This window comes from Microbacterium sp. dk485 (genome assembly GCF_004570445.1).
In the GTDB taxonomy this organism is placed as follows: Bacteria; Actinomycetota; Actinomycetes; order Actinomycetales; family Microbacteriaceae; genus Microbacterium; species Microbacterium wangchenii.
The window spans coordinates 113,642-134,897 of the sequence record NZ_SPQW01000001.1; the positions used below are offsets into that span (position 1 = coordinate 113,642).

A 21,256-nucleotide genomic window follows, 5' to 3' on the forward strand; every position below is an offset into this window, starting at 1 on the left:
CATTCTCGGCGAAGGGCGGGTTCAGGATGCGGCGGCGATCGCCCGGTCGGCGGCGGCGCGGGCCCACGCCTCGGCGTCGGCGAGCGACTCCCGGCTGAGCGCGTCGGGCGGCTCGTGCGCCTCGACCACCCGCTCGACGGTGTCGAGGATGCCGAGGAAGCTCAGCCGGCCCTCGTGGAACGCGTCGACGGCCTGCTCGTTGGCGGCGTTGAACACCGCGGGATACGTGCGCCCGACGCGCCCGACCTGCTTGGCCAGCGACACCGCAGGGAAGGCCTCGGCATCCAGCGGCTCGAACGTCCAGGCCGTGGGCGCAGTCCAATCCAGCGGGCGCCCGACGTTCTCGACCCGGTTCGGCCAGTCCAGCCCCAGTGAGATGGGCAGGCGCATGTCCGGCGGCGAGGCCTGCGCGAGAGTCGACCCGTCGATGAACTCCACCATCGAGTGCACGACCGACTGCGGGTGCACGACGACGTCGATGCGGTCGTAGGGGACGTCGAACAGGAGGTGCGCCTCGATGACCTCCAGGCCCTTGTTCACCAGCGTCGCCGAATTGGTCGTGACGACGCGCCCCATGTCCCACGTGGGGTGGGCGAGCGCCTCGGCCGGGGTCACCTCGGCGAGTCCGGCGCGATCGCGCCCGCGGAAGGGGCCGCCGGATGCCGTGAGCACGAGCCGGCGCACCTCCCTCGGCTCCCCCGAACGCAGGGCCTGCGCGATGGCGGAGTGCTCGGAGTCCACCGGCACGATCTGACCGGGCCGGGCGAGGGCGGTGACGAGATCGCCGCCGACGATGAGCGACTCCTTGTTCGCCAGCGCCAGCGTGCGGCCCGCTTCCAGCGCCGCCAGGGTCGGGCCGAGGCCCACGGAGCCGGTGATCCCGTTGAGCACGACGTCGGCCTCGACGTCGCGGACGAGCTGCTCGGCCTCCGCGGCGCCCACGGCGGTGTGCTCGACGCGGAAGAGCTCCGCCTGCGCGCGCATGCCGTCGCGGTCGCTGCCCACCGCCAGCCCCACCACCTCGAACCGCTCCGGGTGGGCCTGGATGACCTCGAGGGCCTGGGTGCCGATCGAGCCGGTGGATCCGAGGACGAGGACGCGCCGCATCCGCTCAGCCTACCGACCGTGCCGCAGGCTACTGGCCCGCGTGTTCGGTGGCGAGGATCTCCACGACGAAGACGAGGGTCTCCCCGGCCAGCTCGTGCTGCGACGAGGCCTTCTCGCCGTAGCCGCACACCGGGGGCATCGACACGAGCACCGTCGAGCCGACGGTGTGCTCTTCCAGCGCGCGCTGGAAACCGGCCACGACACCGTCGGTCGTGAACGCCGCGGGCTCGCCGCGCTCCCAGCTGGAATCGAAGGTCGAGCCGTCGGACCACTTGACTCCGGTGTAATTCACCTCGACCGCGTCGCCGGCCTGCACGGTCTCGCCGTCACCCTCGGTGAGCACCTGCACCGCGACCTCCGCGGGCGGATCGCTCGCCGGGATGCCGACGGCCGGGGCACCGGCCTCGTCGAAGGTCACCGTGGGGGCGTCGCCGGAGAACTCCCCCGCCACGCACCACTCCGACTCCGGAGTGACCTCGAGCACGTCGAACACGTACACCTGCGCGCCGTTCTGGCCGCCGTCGCCGGGCAGCGCCGCCACGACGCGCGAACCGGCCGTGGCGCATCCGAGGACCTGCCCGAGGGGGTTCTCCGGGGAGATCTGCTGAGGCTGCAGCGGTGCGTCGTAGCCTGCGGCCGCCAGCTCTTCGCCGCTCGCGGCATCGAACGCGGTCAGCGCGTACGCGACGTAGTCGCCCGCGGCGGCTTCGTCGCCCGACCCCTCCGTCACGACCGTCCGCTCCAGCTCGACGACGTCGAGGGGCGCGGGGAAAGTGGCGGTGGCCGGCGAACCGATCTCGCCCTCCACCGTGACGGCGTCCGAGACGGCACCGGAGGGGGCCGCCGCGGCGCACAGGTCTCCGGGTGTCCCGGTGGGGCTCTCCTCCGGCGCCGATCCGCCCGAGCAGCCGGCGAGGACGACGGCCGCCGCGGCGAGCAGCGACACGGTGGCGAATGAGCGGATGCGCACGGGGAGACCTTCCGAAGAGACAGGGGGCTCCCATCCTGGCGCATCCGGCCTAGGGATCGCCTGGGAGAAGGACATGCCCGGCGGAGAATGAAACGCGGAGTAGCCTCGTCGGGTGACGATCGAGGAAGGCCGACCCCCCGCCGACAGTCCCGACACCCTCCCGATGAAGCGCGTGGGCGCGGCGTACGCGTTCGGTCGAGGCGTGGTGGCGCCCTTGGCGCGCCTGATCTACCGGCCGCACATCGTCGGCCGCTCGCTCGTGCCGCGCACCGGCCCCGTGATCTTCGCGAGCAACCACCTCTCCTTCATCGACTCCGTCGTGATCCCCATCGCCGCCCCCCGGCCGGTGCACTTCCTGGCGAAGTCGAGTTACTTCGAGTCGTGGGCGTCACGGCAGTTCTTCACCGCCATCGGCGCCATCGCCGTCGAACGCGGCGCCGGGCAGGCGGCCCTGGACGCCCTGGACCAGCAGCGTCGCCTCCTGGAGGAGGGACGCGCGGTCGCGCTGTACCCCGAGGGCACCCGCTCGCTGGACGGCCGGCTCTACAAGGGGCGCACCGGCGTGGCGTTCCTGGCGCTGCAGACGGGCGCTCCGGTGGTGCCCGTGGGCTTGATCGGCACGGACGTCGTCATGCCCGTCGGCGCGCGCTTCCCTACTCTGCGCCAGCGGGTGACGGTGAAGTTCGGCGAGCCCATCGACCTCACCGCCCACGGACCGGCCTCCTCCGGGCGTGCGCGCCGGGCAGCCACCGACGAGATCATGGCCGCGATCCATGCGCTGTCCGGGCAGGAACTGGCCGGCGTGTACAACGAGGCCCCCGCCGCCAACCCCCTCGAGCGCATCCGCCAGGTCCTCCCCCACGAGCGCCGCTGACGGCAGGGCCCCCGCCCTTGACAGCGGGACGGGCGAGGGGGAGATTCTCCCTGACCGCACCGTCGCGCCAGGGAGAGAGCCATGAAGAAACTCATCAACGCACCCGCCGGTGTCCTCACCGACTCCCTGCGCGGCGTGCAGGCCGCGCATCCCGAGCTGCGCGTGGACACCGAGCACCGTGTCATCTACCGCGGGGAGCCCACCCGCGCCGGCAAGGTGGCACTGGTCTCCGGAGGCGGTTCCGGCCACGAACCCATGCACGGCGGTTTCGTCGGCCTCGGGATGCTGGACGCCGCAGCGGCAGGCGAGGTGTTCACCTCCCCCACGCCCGACCAGGTGCTCGAAGCCACCAAGGGCGCCGACTCCGGCGCCGGAGTGCTGCACATCGTGAAGAACTACACCGGCGACGTCCTGAACTTCGAGATGGCGGCCGAGCTCGCCGCCGCCGAGGGGATCAGGGTCGAATCGGTCGTGGTCGCCGACGACGTCGCGGTGCAGGATTCCACGTGGACGGCGGGACGGCGCGGCACGGGCACCACCGTGATCCTGGAGAAGGTCGTCGGTGCCGCCGCCGAGGAGGGCGCCGACCTGGACACGGTGGCGGCGCTGGCGCGGCAGGTCAGCGCGAGCGGGCGGTCGATGGGCATCGCTCTCACCAGCTGCACGGTCCCCGCCGCCGGCAAGCCCACCTTCGACCTCCCCGACGACCAAATGGAGGTGGGCGTCGGGATCCACGGCGAGCCCGGGCGCGAGCGCGTGCCGCTGGCCTCCGCGCACGAGATCGCGCGCATGCTGGTGGACCCGATCCTCGCCGACTTCGACGCGGCGGGTCCGGCGATCGTGCTGCTGTCGGGCCTGGGCGGCACGCCGCTGATCGAGCTCTACCTCATGTACGGGGAGGTCGCCGCGCTCCTGACCGAGGCGGGGATCGACGTGCGTCGCTGCCTGGTGGGCGACTACATCACGAGCCTGGACATGGCGGGATGCTCCCTCACCGTCGTGAAGGCCGATGACGAGCTGATCCGCCTGTGGGATGCCCCCGTGGTGACACCGGGGCTGCGGTGGGGGGCGTGAGCATGTCGGTCACGCCCGCGGAGCTGACGGCCTGGATCACGCGTTTCGACGCCCTCATCGCCGAGCACGAGGCGGAACTCACCGCCCTGGACTCCGAGATCGGCGACGCCGACCACGGGTCGAACATGGCCCGCGGCATGAATGCCGTCGTGGCCAAGCTCTCCACCGACCCGCCGGCGACGCCGGCCGAGCTCGGCAAGACGGTCGGCATGACCCTGGTCTCCACGGTGGGCGGGGCCAGCGGACCGCTGTACGGCACGCTCTTCCTGCGCCTGGGCACCTCCGCGGGCGATCGCACCGAGCTGGACGCCGCCGAGCTGGGCGCGGCCCTGCGCGCGGGAGTGGAGGGCGTCGTGGCACGCGGCAAGGCGGAGCCCGGTGACAAGACCATGATCGACGCCCTCCTGCCCGCCGTGGATGCGTGGGATGCGGCCGTCGGCGCAGGGGCGGACGCGACCCCTGCCGCGGCAGCCGCTCTGGAGGCGGCGGAGAAGGGGCGCGACGCCACGATCCCCCTCGTGGCGCGGAAGGGCCGGGCCAGCTACCTCGGCGAGCGCAGCGCCGGCCATATGGATCCGGGGGCGGCGTCCTCGACGCTGCTCATCGCGGCGCTGCGCGATGCGCTGGAGGCGGCGACGTGATCGGCATCGTCGTGGTCTCCCACAGTGCGCCCCTGGCCGCGGCTGCCGTGGATCTGGCCCTGCAGATGGGGGGCGACTCCCCGCCGCCGATCGACGTGGCCGCCGGCACCGCCGATGCCGGCTTCGGCACCGACGCGGCCGAGATCGCCGCCGCCATCGACCGGGTCGCCTCCGACGACGGCGTGCTCGTGCTGATGGACCTCGGCTCCGCCATCCTCAGCGCGGAGATGGCGCGGGAGTTCGTGCAGACCGACGCGCGCATCGTGCTCAGTCCCGCCCCCTTCGTCGAGGGGCTCGTCGCCGCCGTCGTGGCCGCCGCGGCGGGGTCGCCTCTCGAGACCGTGGCGACGCAGGTCCGCGGGGCGCTGGATGCCAAGCGCGCTCAGCTGGGCGAGGACTCCGGCGCGGCGGGCGCCGAATCCGCCGCACCCGGGGGCTCTCCCGCGCCGTCCTCCGACGGCCAGGCGTCGTTCGATGCGGTCATCCGCAACCCCTCCGGGCTGCACGCGCGCCCCGCCGCGGCCTTCGTCCGGGCCGTCGGGCGCTTCGACGCGCGCGTGCAGGTGGCCGATCTGGACGCGGGCTCGGCGCCGGCGGCCGGCGACAGCCTCCTGGCCCTCATGTCGCTGGGCGTGCGACCGGGCACACGCATCCGCGTGAGCGCCACGGGTCCGCAGGCCCAGGAGGCCGTGGACGAACTGCGGACGATGGTGGAGGACGGCTTCGGCGAGCTGTGACGCGCGCGCTCAGCGCGCCGTGCCGACTTCCAGCAGCCGCCGGGCGAGGGATTCCTCCACGACGAGTTCGGTGATCAGCCCGGCCGCCAGCGCACCGCGGAGGCTGTCGAGCTTCGACAGGCTCGACACGACGCAGAACCGCCGGGGGATGCGGCGGACCGCCTCCAGGTCGGGACCGCTGGAGCGCTCGTTCAGCTCGATGCCATCCGATGTGCCGTCCAGGCGGTAGAAGACGGTGGCGCAGTCGCCGACGACGCCGGAGCGCTCGATCGAGCGACGGTCGGCGTCGTCGAAGTAGTCCCCGGCGTACACGTGCGAGGGGACGTCGGCATGCGGAGAGCCCAGGCCGAACACGAACACGCTCACGCGCTCCTGGATCTCCAGCACGGCACGGACGGAGCGCTCGCGCCACATCGCCTGCTTGGTGAGGGGATCGTCGAACAGTGCCGGCACGGGGAACTGATGCACCGACGCCGACCACGCCGACCCGAACCGGGTGAGGATCTCACCGGCGTACGGGATGCCCGACGTGCGCACGTTCGCGGCGCCGTTCATCTGCACGACGCGCGAGTCGTGCGTGCGCTTGGTGGGAAGGTGACGGGCGACGGCGGACAGGGTCGACCCCCACGCGATCCCGACCGTCATGGCCGAATCCACGCGGCCGGTGAGGATGCGGGCGGCTGACAGCGCGGTGCGCTCGAGTCGCTCGGCCTCGCTGATGCGGTCGGGGGTGGGCACGACGTGGGCGGTGATCCCGAACCGGTCGGCCACGCGACTCTCCAGCTGGTTGCGGGCATCGTGGGGCGAGTGGATCGAGATCGTCACCAGCCCGCTGTCTCGCGCGAAGGAGAGCAGGCGTGAGACGGAGGACCGCGAGACGTGCATCTCGCTCGCGATCGCTTCCATCGTGAGGTCCTGCAGGTAATACAGCTGCGCGGCGCGCAGTGCGTCCTGCGGTCGCGTGGCTGCGGATGGCATGACGTCCTCCTCCGGACACCTCCATCCTTGCACGTTTGTGCAACTGGCTTGCAACTCCGTGCACGGCGGGCGAGGGTGGGAGGACGCACCCACGAAAGGCCGCATCCGTGACTTCGCCGACGCCGTCCTCCTCCCTTCGCCCTGACGTTCTTGCCCTCCGCGAGCGCGGGGATGTCGACATCCTCGTGGTGGGCGGCGGCATCAACGGCATCGCGACCTTCCGCGATCTCGCCCTGCAGGGCGTGGACGTCGCCCTCGTCGATCGCGCCGATTTCGTCTCCGGCGCATCGTCCGCCTCGAGCCACATGGTGCACGGCGGGATCCGGTACCTGGAGAACGGCGAGTTCCGCCTCGTGAAGGAGGCGGTCACCGAACGCAATGCGCTGCTGCGGACCGCCCCCCACTACGTCCGACCGCTGGAGACGACGATCCCGATCTTCAAGACGCTCTCGGGCATCCTCTCGGCCCCGTTCCGGCTGCTCGTGACCCACGGCCGCGGCAAGCCGCGCGAGCGCGGTGCGCTGCTGATCAAGACCGGCCTGATGATCTACGACACCTTCTCGCGCGGCGGCGGCGCCGTGCCGCGCCACCGCTTCCGCGGCCGGAAGGCGTCGCTGGCGGAGTTCCCCGACATGAACCCCGGGGTGAAGTACACCGCCACCTATTACGACGCGTCGATGTGGGATCCCGAGCGCCTCGCCCTGGATGTCCTGCACGACGGCCTGGAGGCGGGCGGACCACGCGCCACCGCCGTGAACTACGTCGGCGCCGTCGGGATGCGCGACGGCGCGGTGCAGCTGCGCGACGAGCTCAGCGGCGAGGAGTTCTCGATCCGGGCCAAGGTCGTCGTGAACGCCAGCGGCCCGTGGACCGACCTCACCAACGACGCGATGGGCATGCCCACGCGTTTCATGGGTGGCACGAAGGGCTCGCACATCGTGCTGGACCACCCCGAGCTGCTCGCGGCGACCAAGGGGCGGGAGATCTTCTTCGAGCACTCCGACGGCCGCATCGTGCTGATCTATCCGCTCAAGGGACGCGTCCTGGTGGGCACGACCGACATCGACGCCGATCCGACCGAGCAGGCGGTGTGCACGGACGAGGAGATCGACTACTTCTTCGACCTCATCGCACAGGTGTTCCCCGACATCGCGGTGGAACGCTCGCAGATCGTCTACACGTTCTCGGGCATCCGCCCCCTCCCCCGTCACGACGACACCGCACCCGGGTTCGTCTCGCGCGACTACCGCATCGTCGACGACACCCACCAGGGCACGCCCATCCTGAGCCTCGTGGGCGGCAAGTGGACGACGTTCCGGGCGCTGGCGGAGCACCTGAGCACACGCACCATGCAGACCCTCGGTCGCCCGCACCGCCTGAGCACCGCCGGCATCCCCATCGGCGGGGGCAAGGGCTTCCCGCGCACCGACGCCGACCGCCGCCGCTGGGTCCAGGCGCACGCATCCGGTCACCCCGAGGAGCTGGTCGAGCGGATGCTGGCCCGCTACGGCGCGCGTGCCACCGAGGTGCTCGCGGCCATCCCCCCGGACGCCACGCCCCTCCCGCACGCCGACGGGTACTACCGCGAGGAGCTCGCACACCTGGCGGCGACGGAGCAGGTGGTGCATCTGCTGGATGTCGTGCTGCGGCGCACGTCGCTGGCCTTCACGGGCACCGTGAGCCACCAGACCCTCCGCGAGGTCACCGACGCCATCGCCGGCGTGCTGGACTGGGACACGCAGCGGTGCGAGCACGAGCTCGCACGCACCGTGGAGATCCTCCGCAGCGCCCACCGCGTGGAGTTCGAGGAGGTCGACAGCGCGTCCCGGTGAGCTCGCGCCGACCCCCCTCGCCTGCGGCCCGTGTGATCGCTAGCCTCGCACTCACAAGGGCCCCGGCCGAGGCTTGTGGGCGCAGAGCGGGAACTTCACGGAAAGGTCGACGTCGACATGCAAGAAGTGAATCTGGGTCTGTATTTCCTGTCCGAGTTCGTCGGCACCGCAATGCTCGTCCTCCTGGGCTGCGGTGTGGTGGCCAACGTCGTCCTGGCCCGCACGAAGGGCAACGGCGGCGGCTGGCTCCTGATCAACTGGGGATGGGGTCTCGCTGTCTTCGCCGGTGTCCTGGTCTCGGCATACTCCGGCGCGATGATCAATCCGGCCGTATCGATCGCGCTGCTGATCGCCGGGAGCATCGAGTTCGTCTGGTTCCTCATCGCCGTCCTCGCGCAGCTGGTGGGCGCCTTCGTGGGCGCCGTGCTCACGTGGGTCGCGTACAAGCAGCACTTCGACGAAGAACCCGATCCCGCCCTCAAGCTCGCGGTCTTCTCGACCGGGCCGGCCATGCGCTCGTACGGATGGAACCTGGCCACCGAGGTCATCGGCACCTTCGTGCTGATGTTCGTCATCTTCGCCTTCGCCGACTACGGTGACATCGATGTCGGCGTTCCCGGCGGGCTCGGGCCGCTCACCGCTGTACCGGTCGCGCTGCTCGTGGTCGGCATCGGCGCATCGCTGGGTGGCCCCACCGGCTACGCCATCAACCCCGCCCGCGACCTCGGCCCCCGTCTCGCCCACGCCGTCCTGCCCATCAAGGGCAAGGGCTCCAGCGACTGGGCGTACTCGTGGGTCCCCGTCGTCGGCCCCCTTCTGGGCGGCGCCATCGCCGCACTCCTGGCGCCCGTGCTCCTGAGCCTGGCCTGACCCGGTGGGCGCCGCCTCGGCGGCGCCCACCACCCTCCGATATCCGAACCCTCACATATAGACAAGGAAGTCCCACATGGCCGACTACGTCCTCGCCATCGATCAAGGCACCACCTCCACCCGAGCGATGATCTTCGACCGCAACGGAAGCGTCGTCTCCGTCGGGCAGAAGGAGCACGAGCAGATCTTCCCGAAGGCGGGATGGGTCGAGCACGACCCATCCGAGATCTGGCACAACACGCAGGAAGTGATCGGTCTCGCCCTCAGCCGCGCCGACGTCACCCGCCACGACATCGCCGCCGTGGGCATCACCAACCAGCGCGAGACCGCCGTCGTGTGGGACAAGAACACCGGCGAGCCCGTGTACAACGCGATCGTGTGGCAGGACACCCGCACCCAGCCGATCGTGGACCGTCTCGCCCAGGACGGCGGCGTGGAGCGGTTCAAGGAGATCGTGGGCCTGCCGCTGGCGACGTACTTCTCCGGCACGAAGATCATGTGGATCCTCGAGAACGTCGACGGGGCGCGGGAGCGCGCCGAGGCCGGCGACCTGCTGTTCGGCACGACCGACTCCTGGGTGCTGTGGAACATCACCGGCGGACCCGACGGCGGCGTGCACGCGACCGACGTGACCAACGCCAGCCGCACGCTGTTCATGGACCTGGAGACCCTGCAGTGGCGCGACGACATCCTCGAGGTCTTCGGGGTGCCGCGCTCGATGATGCCGGAGATCCGCTCGTCCTCCGAGGTGTACGGCCACGCCGAGTCGTCCTCGCTGCTGCGCGAGACGCCGGTGGCCGGCATCCTCGGCGACCAGCAGGCGGCCACGTTCGGACAGGCCGCGTACGACCCGGGCGAGAGCAAGAACACCTACGGCACAGGCAACTTCCTCATCTTCAACACCGGCGAGGAGATCGTCCGCTCCAAGAACGGCCTACTCACCACGCTCGGCTACAAGCTCGGCGACGGGCCCGCGCACTACGCCCTGGAGGGCTCGATCGCGGTCACCGGATCGCTCATCCAGTGGCTGCGCGATCAGCTCGGGATCATCTCCTCCGCCCCCGAGGTGGAGCAGCTCGCCTCGGCGGTGGAGGACAACGGCGGCGTCTACTTCGTCCCGGCGTTCTCGGGTCTGTTCGCGCCGTACTGGCGCCCCGACGCGCGCGGGGCGATCGTGGGCATGACGCGCTACGTGAACCGGAACCACATCGCGCGCGCCGCACTGGAGGCCACCGCCTTCCAGACGCGCGAGGTGCTGGATGCCGTCAACGCCGACTCGGGCGTGGAGCTGGAGGAGCTCAAGGTCGACGGCGGCATGACCGCGAACGACGCGCTCATGCAGTTCCAGGCCGACATCCTGGGCGTCTCGGTGATCCGCCCGGTGGTCGCCGAGACCACCGCACTGGGTGCCGCGTACGCGGCGGGCCTCGCCGTCGGCTTCTGGGACAACCTCGACGACCTGCGCGCGAACTGGCAGGAGGACAAGCGCTGGGAGCCCGACATGGATCCCGAGGAGCGCGAGCGCCAGCTGCGCCTGTGGAAGAAGGCCGTCACCAAGTCGATGGACTGGGTCGACGACGACGTGCGCTGACCCGCCCCGCCCGCCCCCATCCCACCCCCATCCGGCCTGCCCCGCCGCGAGACTGCACCGCACCGGCGAGACCGCGACATCATGTCGCGGTCTCGCCGCGTGCGTGCAGTCTCGCGGAGTGCGGAGGGTCAGGCGGCGACGACGACCGGATCGACGTGCACGGGGAAGTTCACGGAGTTGGCGATGAAGCACCACTCGTGGGCGTCCGCGTGGGCGGAGACGGCCGCATCCACCATCGCGGCCTCGGCCACCACGACCCGCGGATGCAGCACCACTTCGCGGAACGCGCCGCCGTTGCCCTCCACCACGACGGTGCCGACGGCCTGGTCCTCGTAGGCGGTCACCACGACCCCCGCCTGAACGCACGCGTACAGGTACGACAGCAGGTGGCACTCCGCCAGCGCCGCGATCAGCAGGTCCTCCGGGTTCCACTTGGCACCGTCGCCGCGGAAAGGCCGGTCGGCCGACACCGGCAGCGCCGGCTTGCCGGCCACCTCCACCGTCACCGACCGGTCGTAGTCGCGGTACCCGCTCGTGCCGGTGCCGCGATCCCCCGTCCACGTCGCCGACACCCGGTACGTGTGCTCACCCGTCATGCCGCCAGTCTCCCACCGTGCGTCGCCGCCGGCGCCGACGCCCCCGGCGTTAGTGTGGAGGGGTGCCGTTGACCTCCGCCGCATCCGTGGATCTCGCCCTCGTCGAGCGCAATGGATTCGTCGAATCACGCCACAGCGGAGCGGCTCTCGTCCTCGCCCCCGACGGCACCGTGGCCGACCGGCTCGGTGACGCGTCGGCGACGATCCTGCCGCGCTCGAGCATGAAGCCGCTGCAGGCCCTCGCGTGTCTGACCGCCGGCGCGCCGCTGGAGGGCGTGCGCCTGGCTCTCGCGACCGCCAGCCACTCCGGCACCGATCGGCACGTCGCCGTGGTCCGCGACATCCTCGCCGCCGCGGGCGTGGGCGAAGAAGCGCTGGCCTGCCCGCCCGCGTGGCCGTCGGACGCCGCCACGCGCGACGAACTGGTGCGCGACCGGGCCGAGCCTGCCCGCATCCGCATGAACTGCTCCGGCAAGCACGCCGCGATGCTGCTGACGTGCGCGACCAACGGGTGGCCCACGGACGGCTACCTCGATCCGGCCCACCCGCTCCAGACGCACATCCGCGAGCTCGTGGAGCGGCTCACGGGTGAGAAGTCCGCGGCGATGGCGGTGGACGGATGCGGCGCCCCGGTGTACGCCATGACGCTGACCGCCCTCGCCCGCGCGATCCAGCGCGTGGGCACGTCGTCGGAGCGGTCACCGTTCGCCCTGCACCGCTCCGCCGGTGCCCTCGTGGGCGCCGTGCGGCAGAATCCGTGGACCATCGATGGGCCCGGACGCCCCGACACGATCATGATCGAGCGGCTCGGCGTCTTCGCCAAGGCCGGCGCGGAGGGCGTGCAGGTCGTCGTCGCACCCGACGGCACCACGGTGGCCCTGAAGATCCTGGACGGCAGCGGCCGAGCCGCATCCGCCGTCGCCCTGCGGCTGCTCGAGCGGGTCGGCGCGCTGGCATCGGCCGATGTGGCCGAGACGATGTCACACCTTCCGCTGTCGGTGTCCGGCGGCGGAAGAGAGGTCGGGGTCATCCACCCCGCGTTCTAGAGCGCGGCCCACCCGGCTGCGCGGAGAGGTCGATCGATGAGGATCTGCGTTCCCACCGAGGTCAAAGACAACGAGTACCGCGTGGCCCTGACTCCTTCGGGGGTGCACGACCTGGTCGCGGCCGGACACGAGGTGTTCGTGCAGCGGGGTGCGGGGCTCGGTTCGTCCATGACCGACACCGACTACGAACACGCGGGTGCACGGCTCCTGGACGACGCCGCCGAGGTGTGGTCGCGCGCCGAGCTGCTGCTGAAGGTCAAGGAGCCGATCGCGAGCGAATACGCGTATTTCCGCGACGACCTCGTGGTCTTCACGTACCTGCACCTCGCCGCCGACCGCCCGCTCACCGACCGGCTGCTCGCCGACGGGGTCACCGCGATCGCGTACGAGACCGTGCAGCTGCCCGGCGGGAGCCTCCCGCTCCTGGCGCCGATGAGCGAGGTCGCCGGACGTCTGGCACCCACGGTCGGTGCTCACACGCTGCTGCGCTCGGAGGGCGGGCTGGGCCTGCTCATGTCGGGGGTCCCCGGCACCCGGCCCGCGCGCGTGACGGTGATCGGCGGCGGTGTGGCCGGGGCCAACGCCACCGTCATCGCGGCAGGGCTCGGTGCGGAGGTGACCGTCTTCGACACCAACGTGCAGCGGCTCCGGTATCTCGATGATCATTTCCAGGGCCGCATCCGCACCGCAGCCTCCAACCCCCTCGACTTGGAGCGCGCCGTCGTGGACTCCGACCTCGTGATCGGCGCGGTGCTGATCCCGGGCGCACGGGCCCCCAAGCTCGTCTCGAACGAGACCGTCGCGCGGATGCGGCCGGGCAGTGTGCTCGTGGACATCGCGGTGGACCAGGGCGGATGCTTCGCCGACACGCGTCCGACCACCCACGCCTCCCCCACCTTCGAGGTGCACGGGTCGGTGTTCTACTGCGTCGCGAACATGCCCGGGGCCGTGCCGAACACCTCCACGTCGGCGCTCACCAACGTCACGCTCCCCTACGTCCGCCAGATCGCCGCGCGTGGGTGGCGCGAGGCGCTCCGTGCCGACGCCGCCCTCGCGGCGGGATTGAACACCGCCGGCGCCGCTGTGGTGAACGCCGGGGTGGCCACCGCGCACGGCCTGGCCGCGGCATCCCTCGCCGACGTCCTCGCCTGAGCCGCGGCATCGGGCCGCGGGACCGGGCCGCGGCACCGGCGGCCGCGTGGCCCGGGTGGGGCACCCCTGCCGTTCAAAACTCAGGAGATCCGGGGCTGTAGAGGCCGCGCCGAGGCGTCGGTGCGGCGTGTCTCCTGAATTCTGAACGGGAGAGACCTGCCGACGACGACAAGACGGGCGCCTCGGGACGGCGGGCTACCTCTCCTGGATGCCCCACGGCGATCCGTAGCCGGCCGGTGCGGGGGCGGACAGCAGGTCGAGGAACGGCGTCGCGGGGAACGCCTCAGGGCCGAGCACCCCCGTACCCGACCACGTCCCGGCGGCCAGCAGCTCCAGGGCGATCAGGGGGTTCAGGGCCGTCTGCCACACGACGGCCTGCGAGCCGTACTCGGCCATCGTCCGCTCGTTGTCGGCGACGTGGTACAGGTAGGTCGAGCGCGGGGAGCCGTCCTTCCCGGTGCCGGTCACCCACACCCCCGCGCACGTCTTGCCGCTCATCTTGTCCCCGAGCGTCGCCGGGTCGGGCAGGCACGCGGCCACGACATCGCGCGGCGACACCTCGACGCCTCCCACGGTCACGGGATCGGTCCGGTCCAAGCCGAGCTTCGCGAGGACCTTCAGTACCTGGATGAACTCGTCCCCGAGCCCGTACTTGAACGTCACGCGCTTCGCTTTCGTCCACCGCGGCATGAGGAGCACCTCCTCGTGCTCGACGTTGACGCACTCCACGGGCCCGATGCCCTCGGGGAAGTCGAACACCTCGGGCTCGCTGAACGGCTCGGTCGTGTACCACCCGCGGTCGCGCTCGTAGACGACGGGCGGATTCAGGCACTCCTCGATCGTCGTCCAGATCGAGAACGACGGCGCGAAGCCGTACCCCGCCACCACGAGGTTCGCACCGTCGCGCACGCCCAGTTCGTCGATCTCGGCGAACAGCTCGTCCTCGGCGTAGCGCGCGAACACGTCGCTGAGCCCCGGCTCCACGCCGATCCCGACCAGCGCCAGGAGGCCGCTGCGCTCCCACGCGTCGGCACGGGCGAACTGCTCATCGCCCAGCTTCACACCCGGGAGCTCGAAGGGGCGCTCGGGATGCCGCGCCGACAGGCTCATCGCCATGTCGAGGTAGGTGACGCCCGCCGCGAAGCACCCGTCGAAGATCGGCAGCACGAATCGCGGGTCCACGGCGTTCAGGACGTGCGTGATGTCGTGCGCGCGGATGAGGTCTGCCACCGACTCGGAGCTGCCCGCATCCACCTGCGCCGCGCTCAACCGCCGGTCGCCGAGCTCGGCGACGAGTGCCGCGGGGCGCGCGGCGTCGTAGTCGGCGATCACGAGCGCGTCGAAGAACGATCGGCGCACCGCGATGCGGGCCGCTGCCGAACCGACGCCGCCCGCGCCGATGATGAGGATCCGCATCCCCTACGCCAGCCCGCCGTCGACCGAGCGCACATAGTCCGCGGGGTCCTCCGGCACGAGCACGGGAGTGTCGCGGTTCAGGCTCTCACCGCGGAAGAACGGCTTGGATCCGGGGAACAGGAACCACAGGATCATCAGGACGACATCCACCGCGAGCGCCCCGATGCCGACGACGAAGGTCCCGCCGATCCCCAGCAGGACCGTGTAGCCGTAGTCGACGTCGTACATGTCGACGGCCGACTGCACGAACGCGTACGTGAGCATGAGCGCGCCCGCCAGCGGCAGGATGCCGCGGTAGACGAGGTTGCGCGCGGAGGTGAACAGGTCGCGGCGGAAGTACCACACGCACGCGTAACCCGTGATGGCGTAGTAGAACGCGATGGCAAGACCCAGCGACAGGATCGAGTCCTGCAGGATGTTGTCGCTGATGAGGGTCATGCCGACGTAGTACAGGCTCGCGACCACGCCCATGACCAGGGTGGAGAACGAGGGCGTGCGATACCGCGGATGCACCGTCCCGAACCGCGCCGGCAGCGCCTTGTAGGCGGCCATCGCCAGCGTGCCGCGCGCAGTGGGGAGGATGGTCGTCTGCGTGGAGGACACGGCCGAGATGAGCACCGCCACCACGAGCACCCACCCGAACGGGCCGAACAGGCCGTCGCGGAGGGCCAGGAAGACATCGTCGGCGTTGGCCTCGTTGCCCAGACCCGAGCCGGTCTCGCCCAGGCCCGCGTACATCATCGCCGCCACCGTGACCCCCACGTAGGTCAGCAGCAGGATGACGGTCGTCAGCACCGCGGCCCGCCCGGGGATGCGTGTGGGATCCCGGGTCTCCTCATTGAGCGCGAGACACGTGTCCCAGCCCCAGTAGATGAACAGCGCCAGCAGCACGGCCTCGGTGAAGCCGCTCCACTCGGTGAAGGCGAACGGGTTGAACCACGCGATGTCGAATGGCGTCGGATCGGGAGCCGAACCGTCGAAGAACCGCCACAGCGCGGCGACGACGAAGACGGCGAGGACGACGTACTGGAGGGCGAGGAGGATGTTCTGGAGGCGCTCCCCCAGTTCCACGCCCCGCCAGCTCACCCAGGTCATCACGGCGATGAAAGCCACGCCCGTCGCCGTCACCAGCGGGACGTTCTCCGACAGCGACCCGTCGCCGAACAGCGACCAGAAGTAGATGCCCGCGATCTGAGCGAGGTTGGCGAGGACGACCATGCCGGCCACCGCCACGCCCCACCCGCCCATCCACCCCACCCAGGGGCCGAACGCCTTCGTCCCCCACGTGAACGTCGTACCGCAATCGGGGACGGCGTTGTTCAGCTCCCGGTACGCGAAGGCGATGAAGAGCATCGGGAGGAAGGCGAGGACGAACGCGATGGGCGCCTGCGCTCCGACGGCGAGGACGACGAAGCCGAGCGTCGCGACGAGGGAGTACACCGGTGCCGTCGAGGCCAGCCCGATGACCACGGATCCCCACAGCCCCAGGGTCCCCGTCGCGAGGCCCTTGCCGTCGGTGGGGTGCGTTCGGTCATGGCCACACGCCGAACGTAGGGCTCGGTGGCGCGGGGGGGGTCAAGTGTCGGCGGTGGGCGTCACGGCGACCCTGCGGGGCGGCCGCCCACCGGCGAACTCCCACGCCCGGCCCCGCTGCGGCTTGGCGTAGGGCGGCAGGTCGCGTTCACCTGTCAGCAGCCGCAGGTCGCGGCCGCACGCCGCATCCACCACGAGCACCGATCCCGACCGCATCCGCTCGAGCAGGCGCGGTCGCGCCATCCACTGGTCCGGATCGCCGACGAGGACGACCCGTCCGCCCGGCTCGGCGGCGGTGGGATCGTCGGCGGCGTCCACGGCGCGCACGCGCACCCCCGTGCGCTCCCACCGCTCGAGCGGTTCGGTGACGCCTCGGCGCGTGACGAACCCGGACACGCCCTCCGGCGGCTGCCACAGGGCGACTCCCGGGGGGACGCGGGCCGCGACAGCGGGAGCCACAGCGACCTGCACGACCAGCCCGTCGAGCACGCCCCGCCCGGGCGGGGAGTGCGGCACGAAGCCCGCGGCCTGGCCGCCGGCGGCGATGTGCTCGGCGCGGCTGGGGGTGGGCAGGACGAGCCTGCGGGGGAAGAGCTCGGCGATGCGCCCCGCGATCCCGGTGAGCCGCTGTGCGGTCGCGAAGACGCGGATGCCGAGAGCCCCGGCATCGCGCACCAGCCGCTCGATCGCGTCTGCGGCGGCGCGTCCGTATTCGTCCGGGAGCCGCCCGGCCACGGCGTCGACGTCGTCCAGGAACACCGCGGTGCCGGGGGGCGGGGGTTCCAGCGCGAGCGCCGAGAGTGCGTCCCACGCGTGCTCCGGATCCGATCCCACCCACACGCGCGCGGGAACCTGCGCGGCGATCGTGCGCAGGGTCGTGGTCTTGCCGGCACCGGGGCCGCCGACCACGAGCAGACCCCGGCCGTCGGGCGGGAGGAGCACCGGGTCCTGACGCTGCCGGGCGGGTTGGTCGCCCAGGCCCAGGACGATGCCGGGCGCCGCGGAGCGCAGGTCGTCCAGCCCCACGCGGGAGGGCAGCTCGGGCAGCCACGTGGCACGGGGCGCGGGACCAGCCCCCCGTGCGGCGGCGGCGATGTCCTCCGCTCCGGCCAGCGCGACGCGCACCCGCGTGGCCCGCGTGTCGGTGCCGCGCCGTATGAGCGCGAGCCCGCGCGCCGCCGGCTCGCCCGGCAGCGCCGCCGCATCCGGGGTGCCCACGACGGCGGTGCTGTCGTGCGCGTCGGCCACGCGCAGGCTGATCCGCAGTGCGCAGTTGGCCAGCAGCCCGTCGCGGATGACGCCGGCGGCGCGCTGCGTGCCCAGTACGAGGTGGATGCCGAGGGCCCGGCCGCGCGCGGCCAGGTCGGCGAAGAGCGGTTCGAGGTCGGGATGCGCGTCCCGCAGCGCCGCGAACTCGTCGACGACGACCACGAGGCGGGGCAGGTCGACGGCGGCGATGTCGCGTTCGCCGGCGCGGGCGAGGATGCTCTCACGATGACGCACCTCCGCGCGGAGGCTGTCGATCGCCCGCCCTGCGCTGCCGGCGTCGAGGTCGGTGATCACGCCGGTCACGTGCGGGAGGGTCGCGAGCGGTTCGAACGCCGTCCCGCCCTTGAAATCGGCCAGCAGGAACGACACATCGGCGGTGGAGTACCGCGCGCACAGTGCCGTGACCCACGTGACGAGCAGTTCGCTCTTGCCCGCGCCGGTCATCCCGACCACGACGGCATGCGGTCCGTCCCGCACGAGGTCGATTGAGTACGGCGCTCCCCCCGCGACGCCGATCGCCACCGGGAGACCCGCGCGCGAGGGCTCCCGCGCCGGCGCCGGCAGCGTCGCAAGCTGCACGATGCGGTTTTCGTCGGCCGCCCCCGCCCCGGCCGCCGCGTACCGTGCCGTCAGCTCTCCCGCGATGAGTGCTGCTTGCGCCCGTCCGACGGCCTCGACATCCACCTCGTGCACGTCCGCCCCCGCCTCCACGCGCGCCGTGCCGGGTCCGGTCAGCGTCATCAGCAGCGCGCGCCCAGGTGGCAGCGGGTCGCCGGGGTGCGCGCACAGCACGACGACGTCGGCCTCGGGCGGCGGGAAGCCGGCGCGCGCCCACACGATCCGCCGAGCGCCCGTGCGGGCGGCGTGCGGCAAGGCGTCGATCCACTCCGCTTCGGCGCCGTCGGATGCCGCGATCTCCACTTCCCCCGGCGGGTGTGCCAGGGCGACCTGCAGCAGCAGTGCACGCAGCACCGCTCTGGCCGCGACCTCCGGGCCGACCACGACGCATCCGCCCGCCAGCGGCAGCGCGACCGGGGCGCCGGTGAGCGTGCGAGCGGCCTGCGCGACGTGCAGGTCGTCGGGGTGCGACCCCGACGCCGACACCCGCGTGACGCTGGCGAGGTCGCCGGTGCCGACGACGACGCGCCCCTCCCCCGCGCTCCCGCTGCGCCAGATCCGGTCAGGGCGGGCGAGATGGCCGGCGACGTCGGGATGTCGCGTGCGCAGCGTCTCCCGTTCGGCGTCGTGCCGCCGCTCGACGTCGGCACGCACGCGGGCCAGCGCCTCAGCCGCCTCCCGCTCCGCGGCACGCCGCGCACGCCGCGTCGCCCGGACGCCGTCGGCGATGCCTGCGACGGCGATGAGCGGCCCCAGCACGGCGAACCACAGCGCGAAGACGGATCCGGTGAGCGCCCAGAACCCGAGTGCTCCCACGACCGGCACCGCCGATGCCAGCCATGGCACGGGCGGCCGCGCCGGGGCGCCCGGGCGCGGCGGGAGGGAGAGCGTCGACGCATCCGCCGTGTGCAGCGGAGGGGGCGGGGAACCGGCGCTCATCGCCCCAGTTCATCGCGGCCGCCGCCTCTCCGCACGAACGGACGAGGAGGCTGGGGACGACCCGGGCGATGTGCCCGGCTGGGGAGGAGGAGTCAGTCGGCGATGCGGCGGACGTCGAGCACGACGATCGTGACGTTGTCGCGTCCGCCGTTCTCCAGTGCGGCGTCGAGCATGGCCTCGACGGCGTCGGCGGGGTCGGGGTTCTCGTCCAGGAAATGCCGGATGCCGTAGTCGGTGAGCTCTTTGGTCAACCCGTCGGAGCAGATGACGAAGCGGTCGCCGGTGACCACGTCCAGTCGCACGTAGTCGGGCTTGACGCTCTCGGTCGGGCCGACCGCGCGGGTGATGACGTTCCCGTAGGGGTGGTTCTCGGCTTCTTCCGGGCTCAGCCGGCCGGCGGCGACCAGCTCCTGCACGACCGAGTGGTCGGTGGTGATCTGCACGAGGTCGCCGTCACGCAGGAGGTACACACGCGAGTCGCCGATGTTCAGCGTCACCCAGTGCGGCGGGTTCTGCGACGTGTCCAGGAACAGGCCGGTGAGCGTCGTGCCGGTGCCCTCGTCGGTGGCCTCGGGGTGGGAGAGGATGTCTTTCACGGCCCGCACGAGGGCTTTCTCGATCGCCTTGGGTGTCACGGTGCCGTCATCGACCATCGCGCGCAGGCGGTCGACGGTGCTCGCGCTGGCGATCTCCCCGCCGACGTGCCCGCCCATCCCGTCGGCGACGACGAACAGCGGGAAGCTCGTGAGCACCGCGTCCTGGTTCACCTCGCGGCGGCGGCCGGTGTCGGTGACCCCGGCCCACGAGAGCTCGATCGTCGCGTCCTGCACGCGGACGGAGCGGGTGCTGGTGGTCACCTGTGGCACGCCACGTCCTCCGGTTGCCGAGAGCGGTCATCGCGAAAGAGCCTCGCGACGTCCTCACATCTTAATGGAACGCACCGCCGGCGCTGAGGATCGGGGGCGGGAACGCTCACGCGGCGGGGTCCGCCGGCAGCGGCAGGATCTCATCGATGGCCGCAAGATCCTCGGCCGTGGGCGTCCATGCCGTCGCCGCCTCGGCGTTGGAGCGGACCTGGTCGGGGGTCGTGGCGCCCGCGATGACGCTGGAGACCGGCTGCTGGGCCAGGAGCCATCCGAAGGTCGCCTGCAGCATCGTGATGCCCCGCGCGTCGGCGAAGTCGCGATACGCCTCGAGCCGGTCCCACGGTGCATCCGACCACAGGTGCGGACGCTGGCGCAGGATGCGGCTGTCCTGCGGTCCGCCCTCCCGCGTGAACTTGCCCGTGAGAAGCCCGTTGTGAAGGGGGAAGAACGGGAAGAACCCGAGGCCGAAATGCCGCGCCGCCGGCAGCACCTCACGCTCGGCCGCGCGGGCGAGGAGGCTGTACTGGTTCTGCGCGGACACGAAGCGGATGCCGCGGCGGGCGGCGGCGTCGGCCTCGGCGATCTGCCAGCCGGCCAGGTTGGAGTGCCCGATGTAGCGGACGAGGCCCGCACGCACGAGGTCTTCGAGGGCGTCCAGGGTCTCTTCGATCGGGGCGCCGGGGTCGGGGGTGTGCAGCTGGTACAGGTCGATCCAGTCCGTCTGCAGGCGACGCAGCGACGCCTCCACCGAACGGCGGATCGTCGTGCGGGATGCTTTCGTGCCGCCCACCACCGACGGCGCCAGCTGGGCGTGACCGAACTTGGTGGCGAGGACGACCTCGTCGCGGCGCCCCTGCAGCGCCTCCCCCATGAGGGTCTCGCTCAGCCCGAACTCCTTGCCGTAGACGTCGGCGGTGTCCAGGAACGTCACGCCGGAATCGATCGCGGCATGCAGCACTGCGCGCGTCCCCTCCAGGGTCTCGGTGCGGGTACCGGACCGGCCGAAGTTGTTGCAGCCCAGCCCGACGGCGGACACGAGGAGGCCGGATGCGCCGACCTGACGAAGGGGAACCGAGTGCGTCATGCCTCCACGCTATCCCGGACGCGATGAGCCCCCGCCGGGGCGGGGGCTCATCGGATGAGGCGG

The 21,256-nt window shown here is 71.9% G+C and carries 18 protein-coding genes; 9 read left to right on the forward strand and 9 right to left on the reverse strand.

Features of this window, described 5'->3' with window-relative positions; translation table 11 throughout:
* Positions 1 to 21: 21 nt before the first annotated feature.
* Both dxr and E4V99_RS00560 read right to left on the reverse strand, forming a co-directional pair.
* The gene (gene dxr, locus E4V99_RS00555) at positions 22 to 1,107 is read right to left on the reverse strand and encodes a 1-deoxy-D-xylulose-5-phosphate reductoisomerase (RefSeq protein ID WP_135116039.1); all 1,086 of its coding nucleotides are present in this window, start codon (positions 1,105 to 1,107) and stop codon (positions 22 to 24) included.
* Between the two features lie 28 nt (positions 1,108 to 1,135).
* Positions 1,136 to 2,077 carry an FKBP-type peptidyl-prolyl cis-trans isomerase gene (locus E4V99_RS00560; protein WP_135064768.1) on the reverse strand — a complete coding sequence of 314 codons (942 nt, stop codon included), beginning with the start codon at positions 2,075 to 2,077 and terminating at the stop codon, positions 1,136 to 1,138.
* A 163-nt stretch (positions 2,078 to 2,240) separates the two neighbouring features.
* Between E4V99_RS00560 and E4V99_RS00565 the strand changes: the two genes are divergently transcribed.
* The 4 genes from E4V99_RS00565 (at position 2,241) to dhaM (ending at position 5,403) form a co-directional block, all read left to right on the forward strand.
* Entirely contained in the window at positions 2,241 to 2,951 is a 711-nt protein-coding gene (locus E4V99_RS00565; RefSeq protein WP_135117184.1) for a lysophospholipid acyltransferase family protein, read from the forward strand.
* A gap of 81 nt (positions 2,952 to 3,032) precedes the next feature.
* On the forward strand, positions 3,033 to 4,025 hold the full coding sequence (gene dhaK, locus E4V99_RS00570) for a dihydroxyacetone kinase subunit DhaK (RefSeq protein ID WP_135116040.1): 993 nt from the start codon (positions 3,033 to 3,035) through the stop codon (positions 4,023 to 4,025).
* A gap of 2 nt (positions 4,026 to 4,027) precedes the next feature.
* Positions 4,028 to 4,666, forward strand: coding sequence for a dihydroxyacetone kinase subunit DhaL (gene dhaL, locus E4V99_RS00575; protein ID WP_135116041.1), 639 nt, complete (start codon positions 4,028 to 4,030; stop codon positions 4,664 to 4,666).
* On the forward strand, positions 4,663 to 5,403 hold the full coding sequence (gene dhaM / locus E4V99_RS00580) for a dihydroxyacetone kinase phosphoryl donor subunit DhaM (RefSeq protein WP_135116042.1): 741 nt from the start codon (positions 4,663 to 4,665) through the stop codon (positions 5,401 to 5,403). Before dhaL ends, dhaM begins: the two co-directional genes overlap by 4 nt.
* A 9-nt stretch (positions 5,404 to 5,412) precedes the next feature.
* Here the strand turns inward: dhaM and E4V99_RS00585 are convergent, their stop codons facing one another.
* Complete coding sequence (locus E4V99_RS00585; protein WP_135064756.1) at positions 5,413 to 6,381, reverse strand: sugar-binding domain-containing protein; 969 nt, start codon at positions 6,379 to 6,381, stop codon at positions 5,413 to 5,415.
* Positions 6,382 to 6,488: 107 nt separating this feature from the next.
* Between E4V99_RS00585 and E4V99_RS00590 the strand changes: the two genes are divergently transcribed.
* From E4V99_RS00590 to glpK, 3 genes are all read left to right on the forward strand, one after another.
* Complete coding sequence (locus E4V99_RS00590; RefSeq protein WP_135116043.1) at positions 6,489 to 8,213, forward strand: glycerol-3-phosphate dehydrogenase/oxidase; 1,725 nt, start codon at positions 6,489 to 6,491, stop codon at positions 8,211 to 8,213.
* Positions 8,214 to 8,330: 117 nt separating this feature from the next.
* Positions 8,331 to 9,083, forward strand: coding sequence for an MIP/aquaporin family protein (locus E4V99_RS00595; RefSeq protein ID WP_135064750.1), 753 nt, complete (start codon positions 8,331 to 8,333; stop codon positions 9,081 to 9,083).
* Between the two features lie 76 nt (positions 9,084 to 9,159).
* Positions 9,160 to 10,674 (forward strand): glycerol kinase GlpK, encoded by a 1,515-nt coding sequence (glpK, locus tag E4V99_RS00600; protein ID WP_135064747.1) that lies wholly within the window; start codon positions 9,160 to 9,162, stop codon positions 10,672 to 10,674.
* A gap of 128 nt (positions 10,675 to 10,802) precedes the next feature.
* Here glpK and E4V99_RS00605 read toward each other — a convergent pair whose 3' ends face one another.
* Positions 10,803 to 11,270 (reverse strand): OsmC family protein, encoded by a 468-nt coding sequence (locus E4V99_RS00605; RefSeq protein ID WP_135064744.1) that lies wholly within the window; start codon positions 11,268 to 11,270, stop codon positions 10,803 to 10,805.
* Positions 11,271 to 11,332: 62 nt separating this feature from the next.
* Here E4V99_RS00605 and E4V99_RS00610 point away from each other — a divergent pair, with 62 nt between their 5' ends.
* The gene (locus tag E4V99_RS00610) at positions 11,333 to 12,316 is read left to right on the forward strand and encodes an asparaginase (RefSeq protein WP_135064741.1); all 984 of its coding nucleotides are present in this window, start codon (positions 11,333 to 11,335) and stop codon (positions 12,314 to 12,316) included.
* A gap of 36 nt (positions 12,317 to 12,352) precedes the next feature.
* Positions 12,353 to 13,468: an alanine dehydrogenase gene (gene ald / locus E4V99_RS00615; RefSeq protein WP_135116044.1), complete on the forward strand. Its 1,116-nt coding sequence runs from the start codon at positions 12,353 to 12,355 to the stop codon at positions 13,466 to 13,468.
* A gap of 195 nt (positions 13,469 to 13,663) precedes the next feature.
* On the opposite strand, the gene E4V99_RS00620 is transcribed toward ald, so the two are convergent.
* From E4V99_RS00620 to E4V99_RS00640, 5 genes are all read right to left on the reverse strand, one after another.
* Positions 13,664 to 14,884 carry a saccharopine dehydrogenase C-terminal domain-containing protein gene (locus E4V99_RS00620; RefSeq protein ID WP_135064735.1) on the reverse strand — a complete coding sequence of 407 codons (1,221 nt, stop codon included), beginning with the start codon at positions 14,882 to 14,884 and terminating at the stop codon, positions 13,664 to 13,666.
* A gap of 3 nt (positions 14,885 to 14,887) precedes the next feature.
* Positions 14,888 to 16,366, reverse strand: coding sequence for an APC family permease (locus tag E4V99_RS00625; protein ID WP_135116045.1), 1,479 nt, complete (start codon positions 16,364 to 16,366; stop codon positions 14,888 to 14,890).
* A gap of 93 nt (positions 16,367 to 16,459) precedes the next feature.
* Positions 16,460 to 19,243, reverse strand: coding sequence for an FtsK/SpoIIIE domain-containing protein (locus tag E4V99_RS00630; protein ID WP_135116046.1), 2,784 nt, complete (start codon positions 19,241 to 19,243; stop codon positions 16,460 to 16,462).
* A gap of 92 nt (positions 19,244 to 19,335) precedes the next feature.
* On the reverse strand, positions 19,336 to 20,109 hold the full coding sequence (locus E4V99_RS00635) for a protein phosphatase 2C domain-containing protein (RefSeq protein WP_135064726.1): 774 nt from the start codon (positions 20,107 to 20,109) through the stop codon (positions 19,336 to 19,338).
* Positions 20,110 to 20,215: 106 nt separating this feature from the next.
* Complete coding sequence (locus E4V99_RS00640; RefSeq protein WP_135116047.1) at positions 20,216 to 21,193, reverse strand: aldo/keto reductase; 978 nt, start codon at positions 21,191 to 21,193, stop codon at positions 20,216 to 20,218.
* Positions 21,194 to 21,256: the final 63 nt, after the last annotated feature.